This window comes from Caulobacter sp. KR2-114, from assembly GCF_049446115.1.
In the GTDB taxonomy this organism is placed as follows: domain Bacteria; phylum Pseudomonadota; class Alphaproteobacteria; order Caulobacterales; family Caulobacteraceae; genus Acaudatibacter.
Genome location: NZ_JBMSEC010000006.1, coordinates 150,956 through 170,343, shown reverse-complemented (window position 1 = coordinate 170,343; position 19,388 = coordinate 150,956). Strand labels below are relative to the sequence as shown.

Annotated in this window: 19 protein-coding genes; 14 read left to right on the top strand and 5 right to left on the bottom strand. The window is 71.3% G+C overall.

All coding sequences use genetic code 11. The annotated features are described in order from the left end of the window. Window positions 1-86: 86 nt before the first annotated feature. Entirely contained in the window at window positions 87-1,679 is a 1,593-nt protein-coding gene (locus ACO2Q3_RS20575; protein ID WP_423310006.1) for an isocitrate lyase, read from the bottom strand. Window positions 1,680-1,844: 165 nt separating this feature from the next. Between ACO2Q3_RS20575 and ACO2Q3_RS20570 the strand changes: the two genes are divergently transcribed. Next, a complete protein-coding gene (locus ACO2Q3_RS20570) occupies window positions 1,845-3,263 on the top strand; it encodes a helix-turn-helix domain-containing protein (protein WP_423310005.1) in 1,419 nt (472 codons plus the stop codon). A gap of 42 nt (window positions 3,264-3,305) precedes the next feature. On the opposite strand, the gene ACO2Q3_RS20565 is transcribed toward ACO2Q3_RS20570, so the two are convergent. Further along, window positions 3,306-3,698: a hypothetical protein gene (locus ACO2Q3_RS20565; RefSeq protein WP_423310004.1), complete on the bottom strand. Its 393-nt coding sequence runs from the start codon at window positions 3,696-3,698 to the stop codon at window positions 3,306-3,308. Window positions 3,699-3,880: 182 nt separating this feature from the next. Here ACO2Q3_RS20565 and ACO2Q3_RS20560 point away from each other — a divergent pair, with 182 nt between their 5' ends. From ACO2Q3_RS20560 to ACO2Q3_RS20515, 10 genes are all read left to right on the top strand, one after another. Continuing rightward, window positions 3,881-4,102, top strand: coding sequence for a hypothetical protein (locus tag ACO2Q3_RS20560; RefSeq protein WP_423310003.1), 222 nt, complete (start codon window positions 3,881-3,883; stop codon window positions 4,100-4,102). A 173-nt stretch (window positions 4,103-4,275) separates the two neighbouring features. Further along, complete coding sequence (locus tag ACO2Q3_RS20555) at window positions 4,276-4,752, top strand: DUF2141 domain-containing protein (RefSeq protein WP_423310002.1); 477 nt, start codon at window positions 4,276-4,278, stop codon at window positions 4,750-4,752. A gap of 174 nt (window positions 4,753-4,926) precedes the next feature. Next, a complete protein-coding gene (gene hpnA, locus ACO2Q3_RS20550; RefSeq protein ID WP_423310001.1) occupies window positions 4,927-5,967 on the top strand; it encodes a hopanoid-associated sugar epimerase in 1,041 nt (346 codons plus the stop codon). Then, the gene (locus tag ACO2Q3_RS20545) at window positions 5,964-7,133 is read left to right on the top strand and encodes a glycosyltransferase (RefSeq protein ID WP_423310000.1); all 1,170 of its coding nucleotides are present in this window, start codon (window positions 5,964-5,966) and stop codon (window positions 7,131-7,133) included. Before hpnA ends, ACO2Q3_RS20545 begins: the two co-directional genes overlap by 4 nt. Window positions 7,134-7,149: 16 nt before the next feature. Next, on the top strand, window positions 7,150-8,043 hold the full coding sequence (hpnC, locus tag ACO2Q3_RS20540; protein WP_423309999.1) for a squalene synthase HpnC: 894 nt from the start codon (window positions 7,150-7,152) through the stop codon (window positions 8,041-8,043). Between the two features lie 3 nt (window positions 8,044-8,046). Next, window positions 8,047-8,901 (top strand): presqualene diphosphate synthase HpnD, encoded by an 855-nt coding sequence (gene hpnD, locus ACO2Q3_RS20535; RefSeq protein ID WP_423309998.1) that lies wholly within the window; start codon window positions 8,047-8,049, stop codon window positions 8,899-8,901. 23 nt (window positions 8,902-8,924) lie between these two features. Continuing rightward, window positions 8,925-10,166, top strand: coding sequence for a hydroxysqualene dehydroxylase HpnE (hpnE, locus tag ACO2Q3_RS20530; RefSeq protein ID WP_423309997.1), 1,242 nt, complete (start codon window positions 8,925-8,927; stop codon window positions 10,164-10,166). A gap of 85 nt (window positions 10,167-10,251) precedes the next feature. Further along, entirely contained in the window at window positions 10,252-10,803 is a 552-nt protein-coding gene (locus ACO2Q3_RS20525; RefSeq protein WP_423309996.1) for a hypothetical protein, read from the top strand. A gap of 171 nt (window positions 10,804-10,974) precedes the next feature. Then, window positions 10,975-12,972, top strand: coding sequence for a squalene--hopene cyclase (gene shc, locus ACO2Q3_RS20520; protein WP_423309995.1), 1,998 nt, complete (start codon window positions 10,975-10,977; stop codon window positions 12,970-12,972). An 18-nt stretch (window positions 12,973-12,990) separates the two neighbouring features. Next, entirely contained in the window at window positions 12,991-13,650 is a 660-nt protein-coding gene (locus ACO2Q3_RS20515; RefSeq protein WP_423309994.1) for a hypothetical protein, read from the top strand. Between the two features lie 37 nt (window positions 13,651-13,687). Here ACO2Q3_RS20515 and ACO2Q3_RS20510 read toward each other — a convergent pair whose 3' ends face one another. Beyond that, window positions 13,688-15,502 (bottom strand): chloride channel protein, encoded by a 1,815-nt coding sequence (locus tag ACO2Q3_RS20510; RefSeq protein ID WP_423309993.1) that lies wholly within the window; start codon window positions 15,500-15,502, stop codon window positions 13,688-13,690. Between the two features lie 79 nt (window positions 15,503-15,581). Between ACO2Q3_RS20510 and ACO2Q3_RS20505 the strand changes: the two genes are divergently transcribed. After that, window positions 15,582-16,046: a MarR family winged helix-turn-helix transcriptional regulator gene (locus tag ACO2Q3_RS20505; protein WP_423309992.1), complete on the top strand. Its 465-nt coding sequence runs from the start codon at window positions 15,582-15,584 to the stop codon at window positions 16,044-16,046. Between the two features lie 38 nt (window positions 16,047-16,084). On the opposite strand, the gene ACO2Q3_RS20500 is transcribed toward ACO2Q3_RS20505, so the two are convergent. Then, entirely contained in the window at window positions 16,085-16,951 is an 867-nt protein-coding gene (locus ACO2Q3_RS20500) for an alpha/beta fold hydrolase (protein ID WP_423309991.1), read from the bottom strand. A 188-nt stretch (window positions 16,952-17,139) separates the two neighbouring features. On the opposite strand from ACO2Q3_RS20500, the gene ACO2Q3_RS20495 reads away from it, so the two are divergent. Together ACO2Q3_RS20495 and ACO2Q3_RS20490 are read left to right on the top strand one after the other, a co-directional pair. Beyond that, window positions 17,140-17,904, top strand: a complete 765-nt coding sequence (locus tag ACO2Q3_RS20495) for a hypothetical protein (RefSeq protein WP_423309990.1) — start codon at window positions 17,140-17,142, stop codon at window positions 17,902-17,904. 246 nt (window positions 17,905-18,150) lie between these two features. Continuing rightward, window positions 18,151-18,348, top strand: coding sequence for a hypothetical protein (locus ACO2Q3_RS20490; RefSeq protein ID WP_423309989.1), 198 nt, complete (start codon window positions 18,151-18,153; stop codon window positions 18,346-18,348). A 16-nt stretch (window positions 18,349-18,364) separates the two neighbouring features. Here ACO2Q3_RS20490 and ACO2Q3_RS20485 read toward each other — a convergent pair whose 3' ends face one another. After that, window positions 18,365-19,384: an aldo/keto reductase gene (locus tag ACO2Q3_RS20485; RefSeq protein ID WP_423309988.1), complete on the bottom strand. Its 1,020-nt coding sequence runs from the start codon at window positions 19,382-19,384 to the stop codon at window positions 18,365-18,367. Window positions 19,385-19,388 lie beyond the last annotated feature (4 nt).

Here is a 19,388-nt window from a genome sequence, read left to right as displayed (position 1 = left end):
GCTCGCCTTAAGCTTCTACATCACAAGCAAACGGCCCGGGACGAAAGGGCCCCGGGCCGCCACGCTAGGTCGCTACAGCCGCCGGATCAGGCGAACTGGTTCATCGTGTTGTGGACGCCGCCCGCCTTCAGGGCAGCCTCGCCGGCGAAGTATTCCTTGTGGTCGTCGCCCAGGTCCGAGCCGGACATGTTCTGGTGCTTCACGCAGGCGATGCCCTGGCGGATTTCCTGGCGCTGGACGCCCAGGACGTAGCCAAGCATGCCTTGCGAGCCAAAGTACTCCTTGGCCAGGTTGTCGGTGGACAGGGCCGCCGTGTGGTAGGTCGGCAGGGTGATCAGGTGGTGGAAGATCCCCGCCCGCTTGGCCCCGTCCGCCTGGAAGGTGCGGATCTTCTCGTCGGCGATGATGGCCAGTTCGGTGCCGTCGTAGTCGACGCTCATCAGGGCGTCACGGTTGTAGGCGGAGACGTCCTTCCCCTCGGCCTTCATGGCGTCATAGACCTGCTGGCGGAAGTTGAGCGTCCAGTTGAACGACGGCGAGTTGTTGTAGGCCAGCTTGGCGTTCGGGAAGACCTCGCGGATGCGGTCCATCATGCCGGCGATCTGCGAGACGTGCGGCTTTTCCGTCTCGATCCACAGCAGGTCCGCGCCGTTCTGCAGCGAGGTGATCGAGTCGAGGACGCAGCGGTCTTCGCCGGTGCCTTCGCGGAACTGGAACAGGTTGGACGGCAGGCGCTTGGGACGCAGCAGCTTGCCATTGCGGTTCAGGACGACGTCGCCGTTCTTCATGTCGGCGGGCGAGATCTCCTCGCAGTCCAGGAAGCTGTTGTACTGGTCGCCCAGGTCGCCCGGCGCGTGGCTGACGGCGATCTGCTTGGTCAGGCCGGCGCCCAGGCTGTCGGTGCGGGTGACGATGATGCCGTTATCGACGCCCAGTTCCAGGAACGCGTAGCGGACGGCGCGGATCTTCGCCAGGAAGTCCTCGTGCGGGACGGTGACCTTGCCGTCCTGGTGGCCGCATTGCTTCTCGTCGGAGACCTGGTTTTCGATCTGGATGGCGCAGGCGCCCGCCTCGATCATCTTCTTGGCCAGCAGGTAGGTGGCTTCCGCGTTGCCGAAGCCGGCGTCAATGTCGGCGATGATCGGCACGACGTGGGTCTGGAAGTTGTCGACTTGGTCCAGGATCTTCTGTTCCTTGGCCTTGTCGCCGGCCGCGCGGGCGGCGTCGAGATCACGGAACAGCATGCCCAGCTCGCGGGCGTCGGCCTGGCGCAGGAAGGTGTAGATTTCCTCGATCAGCGCCGGAACGCTGGTCTTCTCGTGCATCGACTGGTCCGGCAGCGGGCCGAACTCCGAGCGCAGGGCCGCGATCATCCAGCCGGACAGGTAGATGTAGCGACGGTCCGTCGACTTGAAGTGCTTCTTGATGGAAATCATCTTCTGCTGGGCGATGAAGCCGTGCCAGCAGCCCAGCGACTGGGTGTAGTTGGCCGGATCGGCGTCATAGGCGGCCATGTCCTTGCGCATGATGCCGGCGGTGTAGCGGGCGATTTCCAGGCCGGTCTTGAACCGGTTCTGCAGGCGCATGCGGGCCACGGACTCGGCGTTGATGCCATCCCAAGTGCCGTTCTTGCTCTTGATGAGCTGGCTCATCTCGATGATGTGGTCCTGATACGCCATGGCCGCGATCCTTCAGTAAGCGGGTGTGTCGCCGGCGCATTAGACGGCTCCGCTCACGCTGTGGAGTCGCCGCGAGGTGCAGCTGTAAAACTTTACAAAATTCCGATGTAATGTTGTAAGGTCCTACAGCCACAAGCCTTCGCGGCTGCCACTCCAGGTGTGTTCATGGCGACCGAGCGACGCCTCTACGTCGGCCCCAGCCTGCGCCGCCTGCGCCGCGAGCGCGGGCTCACCCAGTCGGACATGGCCGCCGACCTGGAGGTCTCGCCGTCGTACATCGCCCTCCTGGAGCGCAACCACCGCCCGCTGACCGCCGAGCTGCTGCTGCGCCTGTCGCAGACCTACCAGCTGGACATGTCGACCCTCGCCGGCGACGGCGGCGCCGAGGACCGCGCGCGGCTGCAGGGCGTGCTGAAGGACCCGCTGTTCGCCGACATCGACTTCCAGACCCTGGAGGCGGGCGACGTCGCCACCAACTTCCCCGGCATCACCGAGGCCTTCCTGCGGCTCTACACGGCTTACCAGGAGGAACAGCTGGCCCTGGCGGACCGCGGGGCGGGGGCAAGGCCCGGGGCCGGCGGCGACTCCGATCCCGGCGATCCGGTGGCGGAATCGCGCCGCTTCCTCGCCGCCCGGCGCAACAGCTTCCCGCTGCTGGACGACGCCGCCGAGCGCCTGGCCCAGGCGGTCGCCGCCCACGACACCATCGCCGGCTACCTGAAGGCCCGGCACAACCTGCGCGCCCGCCGCGTGCCGCCCAAGGTGATGGTCGGCTCGACCCGCCGCCTGGACTGGCACCGGCGCGAGATCCTGCTCGACGACGAGCTGGACGGCGCCAGCCAGAACTTCCAGCTGGCTCTGCAGCTGGCCTACCTGGAACTGAAGGTGGAGATCGACGAGGCGCTGGCCGACGGCGCCTTCGAGACCGAGAGCGGCGAGCGGCTGACGCGCATGGCCCTGGCCGGCTACGCCGCCGCGGCGCTGATCATGCCCTATTCCGCCTTCGCCCGGGCGGTGGAGGCGCGGGCCTACGACGTCGAGGCCCTGGGCCGCCAGTTCGGCGCCAGCTTCGAACAGACCGCGCACCGCCTGACCACCCTGCAGAAGCCGGGTCAGGAGCGCGTGCCGTTCTTCTTCATCCGCGTGGACGAGGCCGGCAACGTCTCCAAGCGGCTGGATGGCGCCGGCTTCCCCTTTGCCCGGCACGGCGGCGGCTGTCCGCTGTGGAACGTGCACCAGGCCTTCCGCACCCCCCGCCAGATCGTCACCCAGTGGCTGGAGCTGCCGGACGGCCAGCGGTTCTTCTCCATCGCCCGGACGGTCACCGCCGGCGGCGGCGGCTATGGCCGCCCGCGCATCGAGCGCGCCATCGCCCTGGGCTGCGCCGCCGACCACGCGCACAAGCTGATCTACACCCAGGGCCAGCCCGCCGGCGCCGAGATCGCCGCCACGCCGATCGGCGTCACCTGCCGCCTGTGCCAGCGCACCGAATGCACCGCCCGCTCAGAACCCCCGATCGGCCGCCAGATCCTGCCCGACGACATCCGCCGCACGACCGCGCCGTTCGGCTTCTCGGACAGCTGATCCGGGGGATGCGCCCCGGCGGCGAGCGCCGGGGCGTCGCGGTCAGCGCCAGCCGCCGTCGTCGGCATCGCCCCGGTCGCGGGCCTGGTCGACCGCGCGGTCGATCTGGTCGAGGCTGGTCTGGATCTGCTGCCGATCCCAATAGGGCAGGTTCCAGCCATGCTCGCCGAATTCGCGGGCCTCGCGGCGCTGGACCCACTGCAGCCGGCGCAGCAGGTCGCCCGCCTGGTCGCGATCGAGCCAGCCTTCGCGCAGGCCCTCGCGGATCTCGCCGCGGATGTGCGCCTTCTCGTTCTGGAATTGCGGATAGCCGGCAAACGACGGGCGATCGCGCCAGTCGCCGCCGTAGTCGCCCCAGCCCTGGGCCGACGCGGCCAGCGGCGTCGCCACGAGCGCGGCGCCGAGAACAGTCAGTAGCTTTGCCTTGAACGTCATTGGTCACTCCCTGGGTCACCCCGTGGAGACCAAGCTATTGTTTCAAGTCTGAAGCGCACTTGAGACCCAGGTTAATCTGCGGTTCAGCTTGCCGCGCCGGGCTTCCGGATGGGGGGCCGGCACGGGGCCGGCGCAGCTGTTCAGCCCTTTCGTCACCCCATATGTTCTTGTATTGTTCTCGCATGCAGCGCCCGATCATCGCCGTCCTCACCCGCATGAAGGACCTGGACGGCAACACCCTGTGCTTCACCATGCCCAGGCTAACCCGCCACCGGCCGCAGGCCTTCATCCAGCGTGACGCGGTGCCGGACTTCGAGGGCGACAGCGCCACCTTCGAGCTGCTGAAGGTCCGCACCGCCGACAGCCCGTGGCCACGCTGGACGGTGCTGCGCCGGGTGGATTAGCGCGCTCCAGGCCCCGCTGTGGCCAAATGGTCGCACCCGTGGCGCCGGCGCCACAGGCATCCGATATCCCATTGGCGCCAGGCGCTTGCCACAATGTGAGCGCCGTTTTTCGTGTAAGGCGGCGCGCTCGCCGCGTCGTCTTGCGGTTACAGGATCGTTAAGGAGCCGGTCGGATGCCCGGGTTGCGGAGGGCCAGCGCCCTCGCCCTGATTGCTGGACTTGCGGGCGCCGCGATGGCCGCCCCGGCCATGGCGCAGAGCTGCCATGGCGCGCCCACTGGCGTGCGCGTCTCGCTGACCGTCCAGGGCGTGCGCTCCGACAAGGGCAATGTGGCCGCCGTCGTGTTCGGCGATGACCAGAGGCGCTACCTCAAGCCCAACGGCGAGCTGGAGACGGTGCGCGATCCGGCGGCGCCCGGAACCACCACCCTGTGCTTCTGGCTGCCGAAGGCGGGCGACTACGCCCTGTTCGTCTATCACGACGCCAACGCCAACGGCGACATCGACACCGGGCTGCTGGGCATCCCCAAGGAAGGCTTCGCCTTCTCCAACAACGTGCGCCCCAAGCTGTCGGCGCCGTCGTTCCACTCGACCCACTTCACCGCCGGCCCGGGCGAGACCAGCCTGACGGTGCAACTGCATTATCGCTGAGGCGCTTCGCCCTCCCCTTCATGGGGAGGGACAGGCGGCGAAGCCGCCAGGGTGGGGAACGCCTGCCGGAGCAAACAACTCGCCGGGCTTCTCGCACGGCCCGGAACTCCCCCACCCTGATCGCTGCGCGATCGTCCCTCCCCACAAGGGGGAGGGCAGGCTAAAGAGCGCTTCGTGAGCCAGGCCATCGAATCCCTCCCCATCCACGCCGCCCTGAACCCGGGCGAACGGGTGCTGGTGACCGGCGCCTCGGGCTTCGTCGGCGGGGCGGTGCTGCGGGCGCTGGGCGGGCGCGGCCTGAGGCTGCGGGCGCTGGCGCGTCCCTCCAGCCCGAAGCGCAACTTCGAGGGCCAGGACTGCGAGCTGGCGCTGGGCGACATGACCGACCGCGCCTCGCTGGAGCGGGCGATGGACGGCGTCGACCACCTGTTCCACGTGGCCGCCGACTACCGGCTGTGGGCCCCGGACCCGCGCGAGATCATCCGCGCCAATGTGGCGGGGACTGAAGCGGTGATGGCCGCCGCCCTGGCCGCCGGGGTGCGCCGGATCGTCTACACCTCCTCGGTCGCCACCCTTCGCGCCGGCGATGCGTCGACCCGGGTGGACGAGACCGCGCCGCTGGGCGACGGCGAGGCGATCGGCGCCTACAAGCAGTCCAAGGTGGCCGCCGAGCGGGTGGTCGAGCGGCTGGTGGCCGAGGCCGGCCTGCCGGCGGTGATCGTCAATCCCTCGACCCCGATCGGCCCGGGCGACGTGCGCCCCACCCCCACCGGCCAGATGGTGGTCGAGGCCGCCACTGGCCGGATCCCGGCCTTCGTCGACACCGGCCTGAACCTGGTCCACGTGGACGACGTCGCCGACGGCCACCTGAAGGCGCACGCGCATGGCCGCCTCGGCGAGCGCTACATCCTGGGCGGCCAGGACGCCTCGCTGCGGGAATTCCTGGCCGAGATCGCGCGGCAGACTGGGCGCAAGCCGCCCACGGTCGCCCTGCCCCGCGCACCGCTCTATCCCCTGGCCTTCGCCGCCGAGGCGGTGGCCCGGGTCACCGGCAAGGAGCCGCTGCTGACCCGCGACGCCCTGAAGATGGCCTCGCACCACATGTTCTTCACCTCGGCCAAGGCCGAGCGCGAGCTGGGCTACACGGCCCGCCCCTACGCCCTGGCGCTCGCCGACGCCCTCGCCTGGTTCGGCGCCAACGGATACCTGAAGTGACGCTCGCCCTGACCGTCATCGCCGCCATCGCCCTGGGCGCCTGGCTGTGGATGCTGGCCCTGCGCGGCGGCTTCTGGCTGGCGCGCGAGCGGGACGACGCCGAGACGACGCCGGCGCCTCCAGCCGAGTGGCCCGCGGTGGTCGCGGTGGTCCCCGCCCGCAACGAGGCCGACGTGGTGGCCCGCTCGGTGGGCAGCCTGCTGGCCCAGGACTACGCCGGCGACTTCCGGGTGATCCTGATGGATGACGCCAGCGAGGACGGCACCGCCGACGTCGCCCGCCAGGCCGCCCGCGACCTCGGCCGGGAGGACCGGCTGCAGGTGGTCACCGGCGCGCCGCTCCCCGCCGGCTGGACCGGCAAGCTCTGGGCCGTCAGCCAAGGTGTGGCGAAGGCCATGGAGCGCGATGGCGGCGCGCCGAAGTACCTGCTGCTCACCGACGCCGACATCGCCCACACGCCCGACAACCTCTCGGCCCTGGTCGCCCGCGCCGAGGCCGAGGACCGGGTGCTGGTCTCGCTGATGGCCAAGCTGTGCGTCGAGACCTGGGCGGAGCGCCTGCTGATCCCCGCCTTCGTGTTCTTCTTCGACATGCTCTACCCGTTCGGCTGGGTGAACGATCCGCGCAACAGGACCGCCGCGGCGGCCGGCGGGGTCATGCTGGCCCGGGCCGACGCCCTGGCCGCGGCCGGCGGCATCGCCGCGATCCGCACCGCGATCATCGACGACTGCACCCTCGGCGCGAAGATGAAGACCCAAGGGTCGATCTGGCTGGGGCTCACCGACCGGGCGCGCAGCCTGCGCCCCTACCAGAGCCTGGCCGAGATCGGCCGCATGGTGTCGCGCTCGGCCTACGCCCAGCTGAACTATTCCCCGTGGCTGCTGGCCGGGACACTGGTCGGCATGCTGCTGGTCTATGTCGCCGCCCCGGCGCTGACCTTCGCGGCCGACGGCTGGCCGCGCTGGCTGGGGCTGGCGGCGTGGACGGCGATGGCGGTGGCGTTCCAGCCGATGCTGGCCTTCTATCGCCGCTCGCCCCTGTGGGGTTTCGCCCTGCCGCTGATCGGCGCCCTCTATTGCCTGTTCACCGTGCAGTCGGCGGTGGCGGTCTGGCAGGGCAAGGGCGGCATGTGGAAGGGCCGGGCCCAGGCGATGGCGGGGGCATGATGCGGGGAGCCACGCAATGAGCGACGTGAAGGTCGAGGCTTCCAAGGACGAGATGGGCGAGAACTTCCCCGTCGGCTCGTTCCTGCTGGCGCCGAAGCACCGGCCGGTGATCATGGCCTTCTACCGCGTGGCGCGGATGGCCGACGACATCGCCGACGACGCGGCGCTGTCCGAAGCCGACAAGCTGTCGCGCCTGGCGGCCATCGAGGCGACGCTGAAGGGCAAGGCCGCGGTCGACGTGCCCGAAGCGCTGCGCCTGCGCCAGGCGCTGATCCACACCCAGGTCACCGACGCCCACATCCTCGACCTGCTGGAGGCCTTCCGCCGCGATGTCACCAAGCGGCGCTATGCCGACTGGGGCGAGCTGATGGATTACTGCCGCTATTCGGCCTGTCCGGTGGGCCGCTTCATGCTGGACGTGCACGGCGAGAGCCGCGCCACCTGGCCCGCCTCCGACGCCCTGTGCAGCGCGCTGCAGGTGATCAACCACCTGCAGGACTGCGGCAAGGACTACCGCGAGATCGACCGGGTCTACGTGCCGCTGGACGCCCTGGCGGCGGCCGGGGTTTCCGTCGAGGCCCTTGGCGCCGAGCGGGCGACGCCCCAGCTCAAGGCGGTGATCAACGACCTCGCCTGGCGGACCATGGACCTGGTGAACGCCGGCTCGCCCCTGCCCGGCGCGATCCGCGACTTTCGCCTGCGCCTGGAGATCGGCGTGATCCACGGGGTCGCCTCCAGCCTGACCAAACGCCTGATGACGGCCGATCCGCTGTCTGAGAAGGTGCACCACGACAAGCTGCAGATGGGCGTGGCGGCCCTGTCCGGCATCGGCAGAACCCTGTTCGGCCGCCGCCCTCTCGCCGCCGGCGCTCAGCTGAGCCATAAGGACGCGTCCTCGGAAGGCGCCTGAGACATGACCGTGACCATGAACGCACCCGAACAACCGGCGGCGAACACCGAACAGCAGGCCTCCGGCAGCTCGTTCTATACCGCCATGCGCCTGCTGCCGCCGCTGGAGCGCACGGCGATCTTCGCGGTCTACGCCTTCTGCCGCGAGGTGGACGACATCGCCGACGAGCCCGGCATGCCGATCCCGCAGCGCCAGACCGAGCTGGACGCCTGGCGCGCGGACCTCGCCGCCCTCTACGCCGGGACCCCGCCGGAGCGGACCAGCTACCTGGTCGAGCCGGTGCGGCGCTTCGGCCTGCGCCTCGACGACTTCCTGGCCATCGTCGACGGCATGGAGATGGACGTCGTCGAGACCATCCGCGCGCCGGACTATCCCAAGCTCGACCTCTATTGCGAGCGCGTGGCGACCGCCGTCGGGCGGCTGTCGGTGTGCATCTTCGGCATGGACGAGCAGCCGGGCCGCGACCTGGCCCATCACCTCGGCCGCGGGCTGCAGCTGACCAACATCCTGCGCGACCTCGACGAGGACGCCGCCATGGGCCGGCTGTACATGCCGGCCGAGGCCCTGGCCGCCGCCGGCATCGACACCACCGAGCCCACCGCGGTGGTCAACCACCCGAACATCGACACCGCCTGCCGCTGGGTGGCGGTGAAGGCGCACGAACACTACCGGGCCGCCGACGCGATCATGCAGCGCCGGCCCAAGGGCAAGCTGCGCACGCCGCGGCTGATGAGCGCCGTCTATGGCCAGATCCTGTCGAAGATGGAGGCCGCGGGCTGGAAGCCGCCCCGGGCGCGGGCCAGGATCGGCAAGGTGCAGCTGATCTGGACGCTGCTGCGCCACGGCCTGGTGGAATAGCGGCGCCCTCGCGCCCCCTGCCCATGGTCGCCACCACCTACGTCATCGGCGCGGGCCTGGCCGGCCTGGCCGCCGCCACCGCCCTGACCGAGCGCGGCCGGCGGGTCGAGGTCATCGAGGCCGCCGCACAGGCCGGCGGCCGCTGCCGGTCGTACGTCGATCCGCAGCTGGGCGTGACCATCGACAACGGCAACCACCTGGTGCTGTCGGGCAATCACGCGATCATGCGCTACCTGGCGCGGATCGGGGCGTCGGATCGCCTGGCCGGGCCCCACGAGGCGGTCTTCGACTATATGGACATGGCCAGCGGATCGCGCTGGACGATCCGCCCGAACGCCGGTCCCCTGGCCTGGTGGGTGCTGAGCCCGGCCCGCCGCGTGCCGGGCACCCGCGCCGCAGACTACCTGGCCCTGGCCGGCCTGCTGGCGCCGCAGGGCGACCGGCGGGTGGACCAGGCGATCGCCTGCGAGGGCCCGCTGTGGGACCGACTGCTGGAAAGCTTCCTGCTGGCGGCGCTGAACACCGATCCCAAGGCCGGCTCGGCCGAGCTCGCCGCCGCGGTGGTGCGCGAGACCCTGGCGCTCGGCGGGCGCCACTACCAGCCGCGCGTGGCCAGCCCGAACCTGGGCGCGGCCTTCGTCGATCCGGCGCTGGCCTTCCTGGCCGGCAAGGGCGCGACGGTGACGCTGTCGCAGCGGCTGCGCGCCATCGAGGCCGCGGACGGGCGGGCCGGCGCCCTGCTGCTCGCCGACCGCCGCATCGCCCTCAACCCCGACGACCGCGTGATCCTGGCGGTTCCGCCCTGGGTGGCGGCCGACCTGCTGCCGGGCCTCACCGTGCCCGACCGCTTCGAGGCGATCGTCAACGCCCACTTCCTGCAGCCGCCGCCGGCGGGCGCCCCGGCGATCCTGGGCCTGATCGGCGGCGCGGCCGAATGGGTGTTCGCCTTCGACGACCGGCTCTCGGTCACCGTCAGCGGCGCCGGGGCCGTGGTCGAGCGCGACCGCGAAGACCTGGCCCGCCTGCTGTGGGCGGACGTCGCCAGGGCCCATGGCCTCGACGCGGACGTCCTGCCGCCGTGGCAGATCGTCAAGGAAAAGCGCGCCACCTTCGCCGCCACCCCGGAGCAGAATCGCCGCCGCCCGCCGGCCCGCACGGCGCTCGCCAACCTGGTCCTGGCCGGCGACTGGACCGCCACGGGCCTGCCGGCGACCATCGAGGGCGCGGTCCGGTCCGGCCACAGAGCGGCGGAGCTGGCGGCCTGAGCCGCCGCAACAATCTGTTGACGTTTTGTTCTCTTTCGCCCGATGATGGCGCCGCTTAGCCTTTCGCGTCGCTGGAGGGGAATTCATGCGCACGTCTTTCGTCCGGGCCGCCCTGGCCCTCATCCTGGCCCTGCCGTCCGCCGCCGGCGCCGCCCCGCGCTACACGCCCTATGCCGCGGCGCCGGCTCAGGTCCGCAAGGACCTGATGAAGATCTTCGCCGAATGCGGGACCCGTCCCGAGGTCGTGCGGTCCACGGCCCGCCTGGAGACCGCCCCGGTCGGCGGCCCCGGGCGCAAGGACTACCTGTTCTCGTTCGGCAAGGACGACTGGCCGCGCGAGTTCAAGAGCGAGGAGTATCCGGCCGGCGGCCGCTGCAACAGCAACTACAGCTGGACGGTGCTGTGGATGGACCTGGGCGGCGGTCGCTTCCAGCAGCGGGTGCTGGCCGATGGCGCGGTCGTCGCCAAGGGGGGCCGCTATCTCGTCGTGGAATCCGGCTGCAAGGCGACGGCCGAAGGACCTCCCGCATCGTACGCCTGGGTCCTGGCCTGGAACGCCCGCCATCACACGTTCGAGCCGCAGACCCGATGCGAGACCCTGGATGAGGCCACGCAATGGCTGAAGGCCCAGGGCTGAAAGGCGGCGCCCGACCGCGGGGCGGCCTCGGCCACGGCCATTTCCTCGCCATGCTGACCTCCTAAGGCCAAGGCTGTTTCCGCCCCGGCATAAAGGCCGCGGCGGAGGCTCTCACGCTTGGGCGCCGACTTGCGCTAAAAGCCTGCGCACAATCGATTGCCGAAGGTCCCGATGGACGACGCCGCCGCCCGCACCCAGTTTGACCGTCCCTCGCCGGACGCCCCCTCTGCCGAGGCGCCCGCCCTCGAGCTGATCGACGAGGCCGTCGGCCGCGCCACGCGAGCCCTGCTGGAAAAGCAGAACGCCGACGGCCACTGGGTCTACGAACTGGAGGCCGACGCCACCATCCCGGCGGAATACGTGCTGCTGGTCCACTACCTGGGCGAACCAGCGGATCTGGAGCTGGAGCGCAAGATCGGCGTCTACCTGCGCCGCATCCAGGGCGAGCATGGCGGCTGGCCGCTGTTCCACGGCGGCGCCCTGGACGTCAGCGCGACGGTGAAGGCCTATTTCGCCCTGAAGATGATCGGCGACAGCCCGGACGCCCCGCACATGGTCCGGGCCCGCGAGGCGCTGCACGCGCACGGGGGCGCCGGGGCCTGCAACGTCTTCACCCGCATCCTGCTGGCGCTCTACGGCGTGGTCTCCTGGCGCGCCGTGCCGGAGATGCCGGTGGAGATCATGCACCTGCCGCGGTGGTTCCCGATCCATCTCGACAAGATCTCCTACTGGGCGCGCACGGTGATCGTGCCGCTGCTGGTGCTGCGCCGGCTCAAGCCGCGAGCGGTCAACCCGCGCGGCGTGACCATCGACGAGATCTTCCTGCAGCCGCCATCGACCATCACCGGCCTGGCGCGCGGCGCGCACCAGAAGGAGCCCTGGGCGTCGTTCTTCTTCGCCCTCGACCAGGTGCTGCGGGTGGTCGAGCCGCACTTTCCGAAGCGCTCGCGCCAGAGCGCCATCGACAAGGCCGTGACCTTCGTCACCGAGCGGCTGAACGGCGACGACGGCCTGGGGGCGATCTTCCCGGCCATGGCCAACAGCGTGATGATGTACGCCGCCCTGGGCGTGCCCGAGGACGACCCGCGCCGCGCCATCGCCCGCAAGTCGGTGGAGAAGCTGCTGGTGGTCAAGGACGACGAGGCCTACTGCCAGCCGTGCTTCTCGCCGGTGTGGGACACCGCCCTGGCCAGCCATGCGCTGCTGGAGGCCGGCTCGCCCGAGGCCGAGGCCGCGGCGCTGCGTGGGCTGCAGTGGCTCAAGCCGCTGCAGGTGCTGGACGTGGTCGGCGACTGGGCCGTGCAGAAGCCGGACGTGCGCCCGGGCGGCTGGGCCTTCCAGTACGCCAATCCGCACTATCCCGACCTGGACGACACGGCGGTGGTGGTGATGGCCATGGACCGCGCCCGGCACCGGGCGGAGGTCGCCGGCGCCTATGACATGCCGATCGACCGCGGCCGCGAATGGGTGGTCGGCCTGCAGTCGAAGAACGGCGGCTGGGCGGCGTTCGACGCCGACAACACCTACCACTACCTCAACAACATCCCGTTCGCCGATCACGGCGCCCTGCTGGACCCTCCCACCGTCGACGTCGCCGCGCGCTGCGTGTCGATGCTGGCGCAGCTGGGCGAGACCGACAGTCCGCGGATGAAGGCGGCCATCGCCTATCTCGAGCGCGAACAGGAGGCCGACGGCTCCTGGTTCGGCCGCTGGGGGGTGAACTACGTCTACGGCACCTGGTCGGCGCTGTGCGCGCTGAACGCCGCGGGCCTGACGGCCGACCACCCGATGGTGAAGAAGGCCGCCGACTGGCTGGTCCGCATCCAGAACCCGGACGGCGGCTGGGGCGAGGACTGTTCGTCGTACAAGCTCGACTACCAGGGCTACGAGCCCTACCCCTCCGCCAGCTCGCAGACCGCCTGGGCGCTGCTGGGGCTGATGGCGGCCGGCCGCACCGACGATCCGGCGGTGGCGCGGGGCATCGCCTGGCTGCAGGCGAACCAGGACGAGCGCGGCGTCTGGCCGGAGGACCACTACACCGGCGGCGGCTTTCCGCGGGTGTTCTACCTGCGCTACCATGGCTATTCGAAGTTCTTCCCGCTGTGGGCCATGGCCCGCTACCGCAACCTGAAGCGCGGCAACCAGGCCCAGGTGGCCTGGGGCATGTGAGGCCATAGGGGGCGAGGCATGGCGGGGGGGCCGATGATCTGCGTGGTGGGCATGGCCCGCGAGGCCCAGATCCTGGCGGGCATGGGCCATGTGGTGGTGATCGGCGGCGCCGACGTCGCCCGCCTCGAACGCGCCCTGGCCGCCGCCCTCGCGGCGCACCCGACGCTGGCCGTGCTGTCCTTCGGCGTCTGCGGCGGCCTCGCGCCCGACGCCCACGTCGGCGAGCTGATCGCCGCCCAGGCGGTGCTGCATCGCGGCCGGCGCTGGGACTGCGACCCTGCCTGGGTCGCGCGGCTGCTGCGCGCCAACCCGCGCGCACGGCTGGGAACTCTGGCCGGCTCCGACGTCGCCATCCCCGACACCGACGCCAAGCGCGCCCTGTGGTCCACCACCGGGGCCCTGGCGGTGGACATGGAGAGCCATGTCGCCGCGCGCCTCGCCGCCGAGGCGGGCCGGCCCTTCGCCGTCGTGCGGGCCGTTTCCGACGGCGCCGACCACAGCCTGCCGCCGGCCGCCCTCAAGGGCCTGCGCCCCGATGGGACCGCCGACGTCGGCGCCGTGCTCACGGCGCTCGCCGCCCGCCCCGCCCAGCTCCCCGCCCTGCTGCGCACCGCCCAGGGCGCCGCCACCGCGGTCCGCACCCTGGAAGCGGCCCGCGACCGGCTGGTAGGCCCCTGAGCCGCCGACGGGGCCGCAGGACCGACTGAGACGTCGCCTACCCCGCCGCCCCGGCCCCATAGAACGCCTCCCGCTCGGCCTCGCCGCGCACCGCCTCCGCGCGGACCTTCAGCAGGGTCTTGCGGGTCAGGAGACCGACGAGGGCGCCGGTGACGGGATCGGTGACGGGCAGGCGCCCCATGTCCTCGGCGATCATCACCTCGACGGCGCGGGCGACCACGTCGTCGGGATGGGCGCAGGGCAAGGTGGCGTCCGAGATCCGGTCGGCCAGGCGCTCGTCGGCGAGCCGTTCCCCCGCGTCGCCTTCATCGTCCATCTGCTGCTCCCAACGCAGGGCGTCGGCGCGCGAGACCAGGCCCACCGGCCGCCCGGCGGCGTCGACCACGGGATAGATGCGGTGACGTCCAGCCTCGAACTCCGCCACCGCCTCGCGGATCGTCAGCGTGGCCGGCAAGGTGTCCACGGGGGCGATCATCACGTCGGCGACACGGGCCAGCTCATAGGGATCGATGGCGTATTCGCGGGTGATGTGCTGGCCGCGCCGGGCGATCTTCTCGGTGAGGATCGAACGCTTGAGCAGCAGCACGGTCACCGCATAGGCCGCCGTGGAGGCGGCCAGCAGGGGCGCCAGCAGGGCGTAGTCGCCGGTCAGCTCCAGGGCGAACACCGCCCCGGTCAGCGGCGAGCGCATGGTTCCCCCCAGCATCGCCGCCATGCCCAGCACGGCCCAGAAACCGTGGCCGCCCGGAAGCACCAGGCCGACCAGCCAGCCCATCGCCCCGCCGAGGATCAGCAGCGGCGCCAGCACGCCGCCCGAGGTGCCCGACGACAGCGAGACCAGCCAAATCCCCGCCTTGACCAGCAGGATCGCCATCACCGCCTGCGACAGCAGGCTGGCCCCCATCAGGTCGCCGATCACGTCATAGCCGACGCCCAGCGCCCGGGGCTCGATCAGCCCGCCCAAGCCTACCACAACGCCGCCCAGCGCCGGGCGCCACATCCAGTGGACCGGCAGGCGTTCGAAGGCGTCCTCCAGGATGTACAGAAGCTTGGTCAGCAGCCCCGACTGCAGGCCGACGACCACGCCGACTCCCGCGCAGGCGATCAGCCCCCACCACGGCAGGGCGATCGTCGCCGTGAACGGAAACAGCGGTCCGGAGCCGAAGGTCATCGGCCGCCAGCACGCGGCGGTCACCGCCGCCGCCGCGACCGGGATGAAGCTGCGCGGGCGCCACTCGAACAGCAGCAGTTCCACAGCCAGCAGCACCGCCGCCACCGGCGTGCCGAAGATCGCCGTCATCCCCGCCGCGGCCCCGGCCACCAGCAGCACCTTGCGCTCGGCGGCGCTCAGCGAGAAGCATTGGGCGAACAGCGAGCCGATCGCCCCGCCGGTCATGATGATCGGCCCCTCTGCCCCGAACGGCCCCCCCGTGCCGATCGAGACCGCCGAGGAAATCGGCTTCAGGATGGCCACCTTGGGCGACATCCGGCTGCCGCCGATCAGGATCGCCTCGATCGCCTCGGGGATGCCGTGGCCACGGATCTTCTCCGAGCCATAGCGCGCCATCAGGCCGATCACCACGCCGCCAAGCGCCGGGATCGCCACCATCCACGGCGTGCGCGCGGCGTGCGCCAGCGACAGGCTGGTCCAGTCGACCCGGCCGAACCAGACGAGATTGCCCACCAAGTAGATCAGCCGCACCAGCGCCCAGGCGGCAAAGGTCCCCGCCGTGCCGACCACCAGCGCCATGGCCACCAGCATCAGCAGCCGCCGGTCGGCCTTGAAGTCCGCCAGCGCCCGGGGGCGGCCCAGGCGGGGCGCGTCGAAGCCGACGGTCGGATGGTCTGTCACGGATCTGGGTTCCTGCCGGTTTGCGTCGCGGCCGGCAGGCGATATACATCGTCTTACGATATATTAAAGAGGCAAATCGATGCGCGCTGATCCGCCGGAACGCCGGACGGGAACACCCGATGGCCACGCAGGCCTCGCCCAGGCGCAATACCGGGCCATCGCGGCCTTCCGCTACGAGCTGCGGCGCTTCCTGTCGTTCAGCGAGGCGGCCGCGGCGGAGGAGGGCCTGCCGGCGCAGCAGCACCAGGCGCTGCTGGCGATCGCCGGCTTCCCCGGGCCCGGCGCGCCCAGCGTCGGCGCCCTGGCCGACCAGCTGCTGATCGCCCCGCACACCGCCGCCGAGCTGGTGGCGCGGATGGCGGAGGGCGGCCTGGTGATGAAGACCCCGTCCACGGCGGACCGGCGGCGGATCGAGCTGTCCCTCACCGGGCGCGCCGAAGCCCTGCTCCTGCGCCTCACCGCCGTCCATCTGGAGGAATTGCGCACCCTGGAGCCGGCCCTGGCGCGGGCGCTGGGCCGGCTGAGCCGCGCGCGCGACGGGTAAGGCGCCGCCACGCCCTCCCGCCCTGGCGCGCCGATATCCTACGCCGCGAAGGCGCCGATGTCGGCGACCAGCTCGGCCACGTGGGTGAACATCAGGCCGTGCGGGCCGCCGGGGTAGACCTTCAGCGTCGCGCCGCGGATCAGCCTTGCGGTGGGCTCGCCCGTCAGGGGCAGCGGCGTCGACAGGTCGTTGTCGCCGGCCAGCACCAGGGTCGGGCGGTCGATGGCGGCGACCTCGGCGCGCAGGTCGAGCCCGGTCCAGGCGCGGTTGGTCTCCACCAGCGCCTGCACCGAGCCTCGCGCCATCAGCGCCTTGATCCAGGCCATGGTCCCCTCCGCCGTCTGCGGCAGCACGAAGCCCTGGCCGGCGGCGTCCATCCAGCCGGTGAAGTCGCTCGCCACCGCGGCGCGCACGGCCGCGAAGCTGGCCGGATCGACGCCGTTCGGATTATCGTCCCGCCGCCCGAGGCAGGGCGTGACCGGGGCGATCAGCACCACCTTGGCCACCCGCGCGGCGCCGTGGCGGCTGAGATAGCGGGTGATCTCCGCCCCGGCCATCGAATGGCCGACCAGCACGGCGCCGGTCAGGTCCAGGGCGTCGAGCACGGCGGCCAGGTCGTCGGCCAGCGTGTCCAGATCATAGCCGCGGCCAGGATCGTCCGAACGGCCGGCGCCGCGGCGGTCGTAGGCGATGCAGCGATGGCCGGCGAGGCCGAGTTCCGCCATCACCGCCCCCCAGCTGTCCGAGGGCAGGCCCCAGCCGGCGCAGAACACCAGCGGCGCGGCCTGCGCCTGCGCATCCGCCGCCGGCGCCCAGTCGCGGTAGAACAGGCCGGTCCCGTCGGCCGCCTCGATCATCCACGGCCGCGTGGCCTGCGGGACGTCCAGCTTCACCGGCATGTTCATCGTCATCTCCCTGTCCCGGCGGGCCGTCCCGATGGCGGGCCGCCGATGCCCCGACCATCGGCGCTGAACGGGGGCCCGTCGATTACGTGGCAGGTCATCACCGCGCCGCATCCTCCCCGCCTGCTGCCATCACGCTGGCGGCAGCGGCGGCGCCTGATCGGGGCGCTCTGAGAGACGGGGAAAGCATGGTGAGCAAGGCGGTGAGGGATGGCTGGATCGCGCCGGCGCGGGGCGCGGCGGCCCTCGGCCTGGCGGCGGGGATCTCAGGGTTGGGGCTGCTGTCGCTGCTGCACCACGACTTCACCCTGCAGTGGGAGCCGGTTCCCGCCGGTTGGCCGCACCGTCCCCTGCTGGCGCTCGCCTCGGGCCTGATGCTGCTGGCGGCCGGGGCGATGACCGCCCTGCCCCGCACGCGCGCCTGCGGCGGGCTCCTGGCGTTCGGCTTCATCGGCCTGTGGGCGCTGGGCCTGCAGGCGCCGCGGGCGCTGGCCGCGCCGGCCGACGTCAGCCGCTGGCTTTCGGTGGCGGAATGCGCGGCCATGGCCATGGGCGGGCTGATGCTGTGGAGCGAGACCGGGGGTGGCAAGGCAGTCGCGCCGGCGGCGGGGCTCGCTGTGCGGCTGTTCGGCCTGGCGGCGATCGTCTTTGGCGCCTCGCACGTCGCCTATGCCCACTTCACGGCCAGCATGGTCCCCGACTGGCTGCCGGCGCGCCTGGCCCTGGCCTATGCCACCGGCGCGGTCCACGCGGCGACCGGCCTCGCCCTGCTGCTGCGCCGCTGGGTGCGGCCGGCGGCGGCGCTGGAGGCGGCCATGATGAGCAGCTTCGTGCTGCTGGTGCATGTCCCGCGGGTCGCCGCGGCGCCCTCCAGCCGCACCGAGCAGACCCTGCTGCTGGTCGCGCTGACGCTGGCCGCGTCGGCCTGGATCGTCGCCTCGGCGCGCCGTATCTGAGGCCGCCAACGCTTCTGCCCGCCCTCGACCGCCGCGGCGCGACCGCCCCGGCAGCGGCCGGCGCGCCTGCCCGGATCGGGTAGGTTATGACGCGTTAAATGTCATAAATCAGCGTTCGTTAAGCATTGCGGCGGCATCCCCGGCCTGTCCCCGCGACCCAACCGCGGGGCGCTTCTCCTGACGGGGGCGGTCGCCTCGATGGCCGCCCCCCGATGGGCATGACGGACGATCTGCGGGGAGATTGCGATGACCTTCATCTTCACGCTGAAGGGCCTGCCGGGCGAGAGCGACATGGTGATCCCGGCGTTCTGCAACGGACCGGACCACGCCAAGGCAAGGGCGCGCGATCTGCTTGCGCGCCATCCCGGCCGCCACATCGTCGAGGTGGCGCACCGGGGCAAGCCGATCTTCCGGCTCGGAACGCCGCCGGCCCTCGAACTCTGAGGCCGGTCGCCGCCCTTCAGCCCATCGGGTACATGATCTCGCGCGAGACGGCGTCGATTGCCTTCAGCGTCTCGGCGCTGAGGGTCACGTCCGCTGCGGCCAGGATGTCGTCCACCTGGTCCACGTGGGTCGCGCCGACGATGGTCGAGGCGACGAAGTCGTGCTGCTTGCTCCAGGCGGTGGCAAGGGTCACCGTCGTCATGCCGAGATCGGCGGCGATGGCGCCGAAGCGCTCCGTCGAAGCCAGCGACTTCTCGTTGACGAAGCGCCGCGCCTGGGTCAGCTGGCGCGTGCCCTCCATCTTCAGATAGTTCGAGAACCGCGCCCCGTCCGGCGTGGCGCCGCCGTTGTACTTGCCCGACAGCACCCCGCCGCCCAGCGGCGAATAGGGGATCGAGGAGACGCCTTCCTGACGGCACACCTGCGCCAACTCGTCCTCGAAGCGGCGGTTGTTGAGGCTGTGGTTGTTCTGGATGGTGTCGTAGCGGGCCAGGCCCTCGCGTTCGGACACCCGCAGGGCGTTCATCAGCCCCCAGGCGGTCTCGTTGGAGCAGCCCAGCACCCGCACCTTGCCGGCCTGCACCAGGTCGTCGAGCGCGCGCAGCGCGTCCTCATAGCGACCGCCGTGGTCGGGCCAGTGGGTCTGGTAGAGGTCGATGTAGTCGGTCTGCAGCCGCTTCAGGCTGGCCTCCACCGCCCGCACGACGTTGTGCCGGTCGAGCGCCGTCATGCCGGCCCGCTGGGCGCTCTTGATCCAGCCGTGGCTGGGGCCGGAGACCTTGGTGGCGATGATCAGCTCGTCGCGGCGCTTGGTCTTCATCCAGCGGCCGACGATCTCCTCGGTCAGCCCGGCCCAGTGCTCGGCCGGCGGCACAGGATAGTTCTCGGCCGTGTCGAAGAAGGTGATCCCGCCGTCGAACGACTTGTCCAGGATGCGGAAGGCCATCGCCTCGTCCGCCTGCGAGCCGAAGGTCATGGTGCCCATGCAGATGTCGGAGACGACGATCCCGCTCTTGCCCAGCCGCTTGGTCCTCATGGAA

Excerpts from the sequence above, each read along its gene's own strand:
- ACO2Q3_RS20515 (WP_423309994.1), top strand. The coding sequence starts at position 12,991 with ATGGCGGGGGGGCCGATGATCTGCGTGGTGGGCATGGCCCGCGAGGCC.
- ACO2Q3_RS20565 (WP_423310004.1), bottom strand. The coding sequence starts at position 3,698 with ATGACGTTCAAGGCAAAGCTACTGACTGTTCTCGGCGCCGCGCTCGTG.
- hpnC (WP_423309999.1), top strand. The coding sequence starts at position 7,150 with ATGAGCGACGTGAAGGTCGAGGCTTCCAAGGACGAGATGGGCGAGAAC.
- ACO2Q3_RS20555 (WP_423310002.1), top strand. The coding sequence starts at position 4,276 with ATGCCCGGGTTGCGGAGGGCCAGCGCCCTCGCCCTGATTGCTGGACTT.
- ACO2Q3_RS20570 (WP_423310005.1), top strand. The coding sequence starts at position 1,845 with ATGGCGACCGAGCGACGCCTCTACGTCGGCCCCAGCCTGCGCCGCCTG.
- ACO2Q3_RS20575 (WP_423310006.1), bottom strand. The coding sequence starts at position 1,679 with ATGGCGTATCAGGACCACATCATCGAGATGAGCCAGCTCATCAAGAGC.
- ACO2Q3_RS20490 (WP_423309989.1), top strand. The coding sequence starts at position 18,151 with ATGACCTTCATCTTCACGCTGAAGGGCCTGCCGGGCGAGAGCGACATG.
- hpnE (WP_423309997.1), top strand. The coding sequence starts at position 8,925 with ATGGTCGCCACCACCTACGTCATCGGCGCGGGCCTGGCCGGCCTGGCC.
- ACO2Q3_RS20485 (WP_423309988.1), bottom strand. The coding sequence starts at position 19,384 with ATGAGGACCAAGCGGCTGGGCAAGAGCGGGATCGTCGTCTCCGACATC.
- ACO2Q3_RS20505 (WP_423309992.1), top strand. The coding sequence starts at position 15,582 with ATGCGCGCTGATCCGCCGGAACGCCGGACGGGAACACCCGATGGCCAC.
- shc (WP_423309995.1), top strand. The coding sequence starts at position 10,975 with ATGGACGACGCCGCCGCCCGCACCCAGTTTGACCGTCCCTCGCCGGAC.
- ACO2Q3_RS20525 (WP_423309996.1), top strand. The coding sequence starts at position 10,252 with ATGCGCACGTCTTTCGTCCGGGCCGCCCTGGCCCTCATCCTGGCCCTG.
- ACO2Q3_RS20560 (WP_423310003.1), top strand. The coding sequence starts at position 3,881 with ATGCAGCGCCCGATCATCGCCGTCCTCACCCGCATGAAGGACCTGGAC.
- ACO2Q3_RS20500 (WP_423309991.1), bottom strand. The coding sequence starts at position 16,951 with ATGAACATGCCGGTGAAGCTGGACGTCCCGCAGGCCACGCGGCCGTGG.
- hpnD (WP_423309998.1), top strand. The coding sequence starts at position 8,047 with ATGACCGTGACCATGAACGCACCCGAACAACCGGCGGCGAACACCGAA.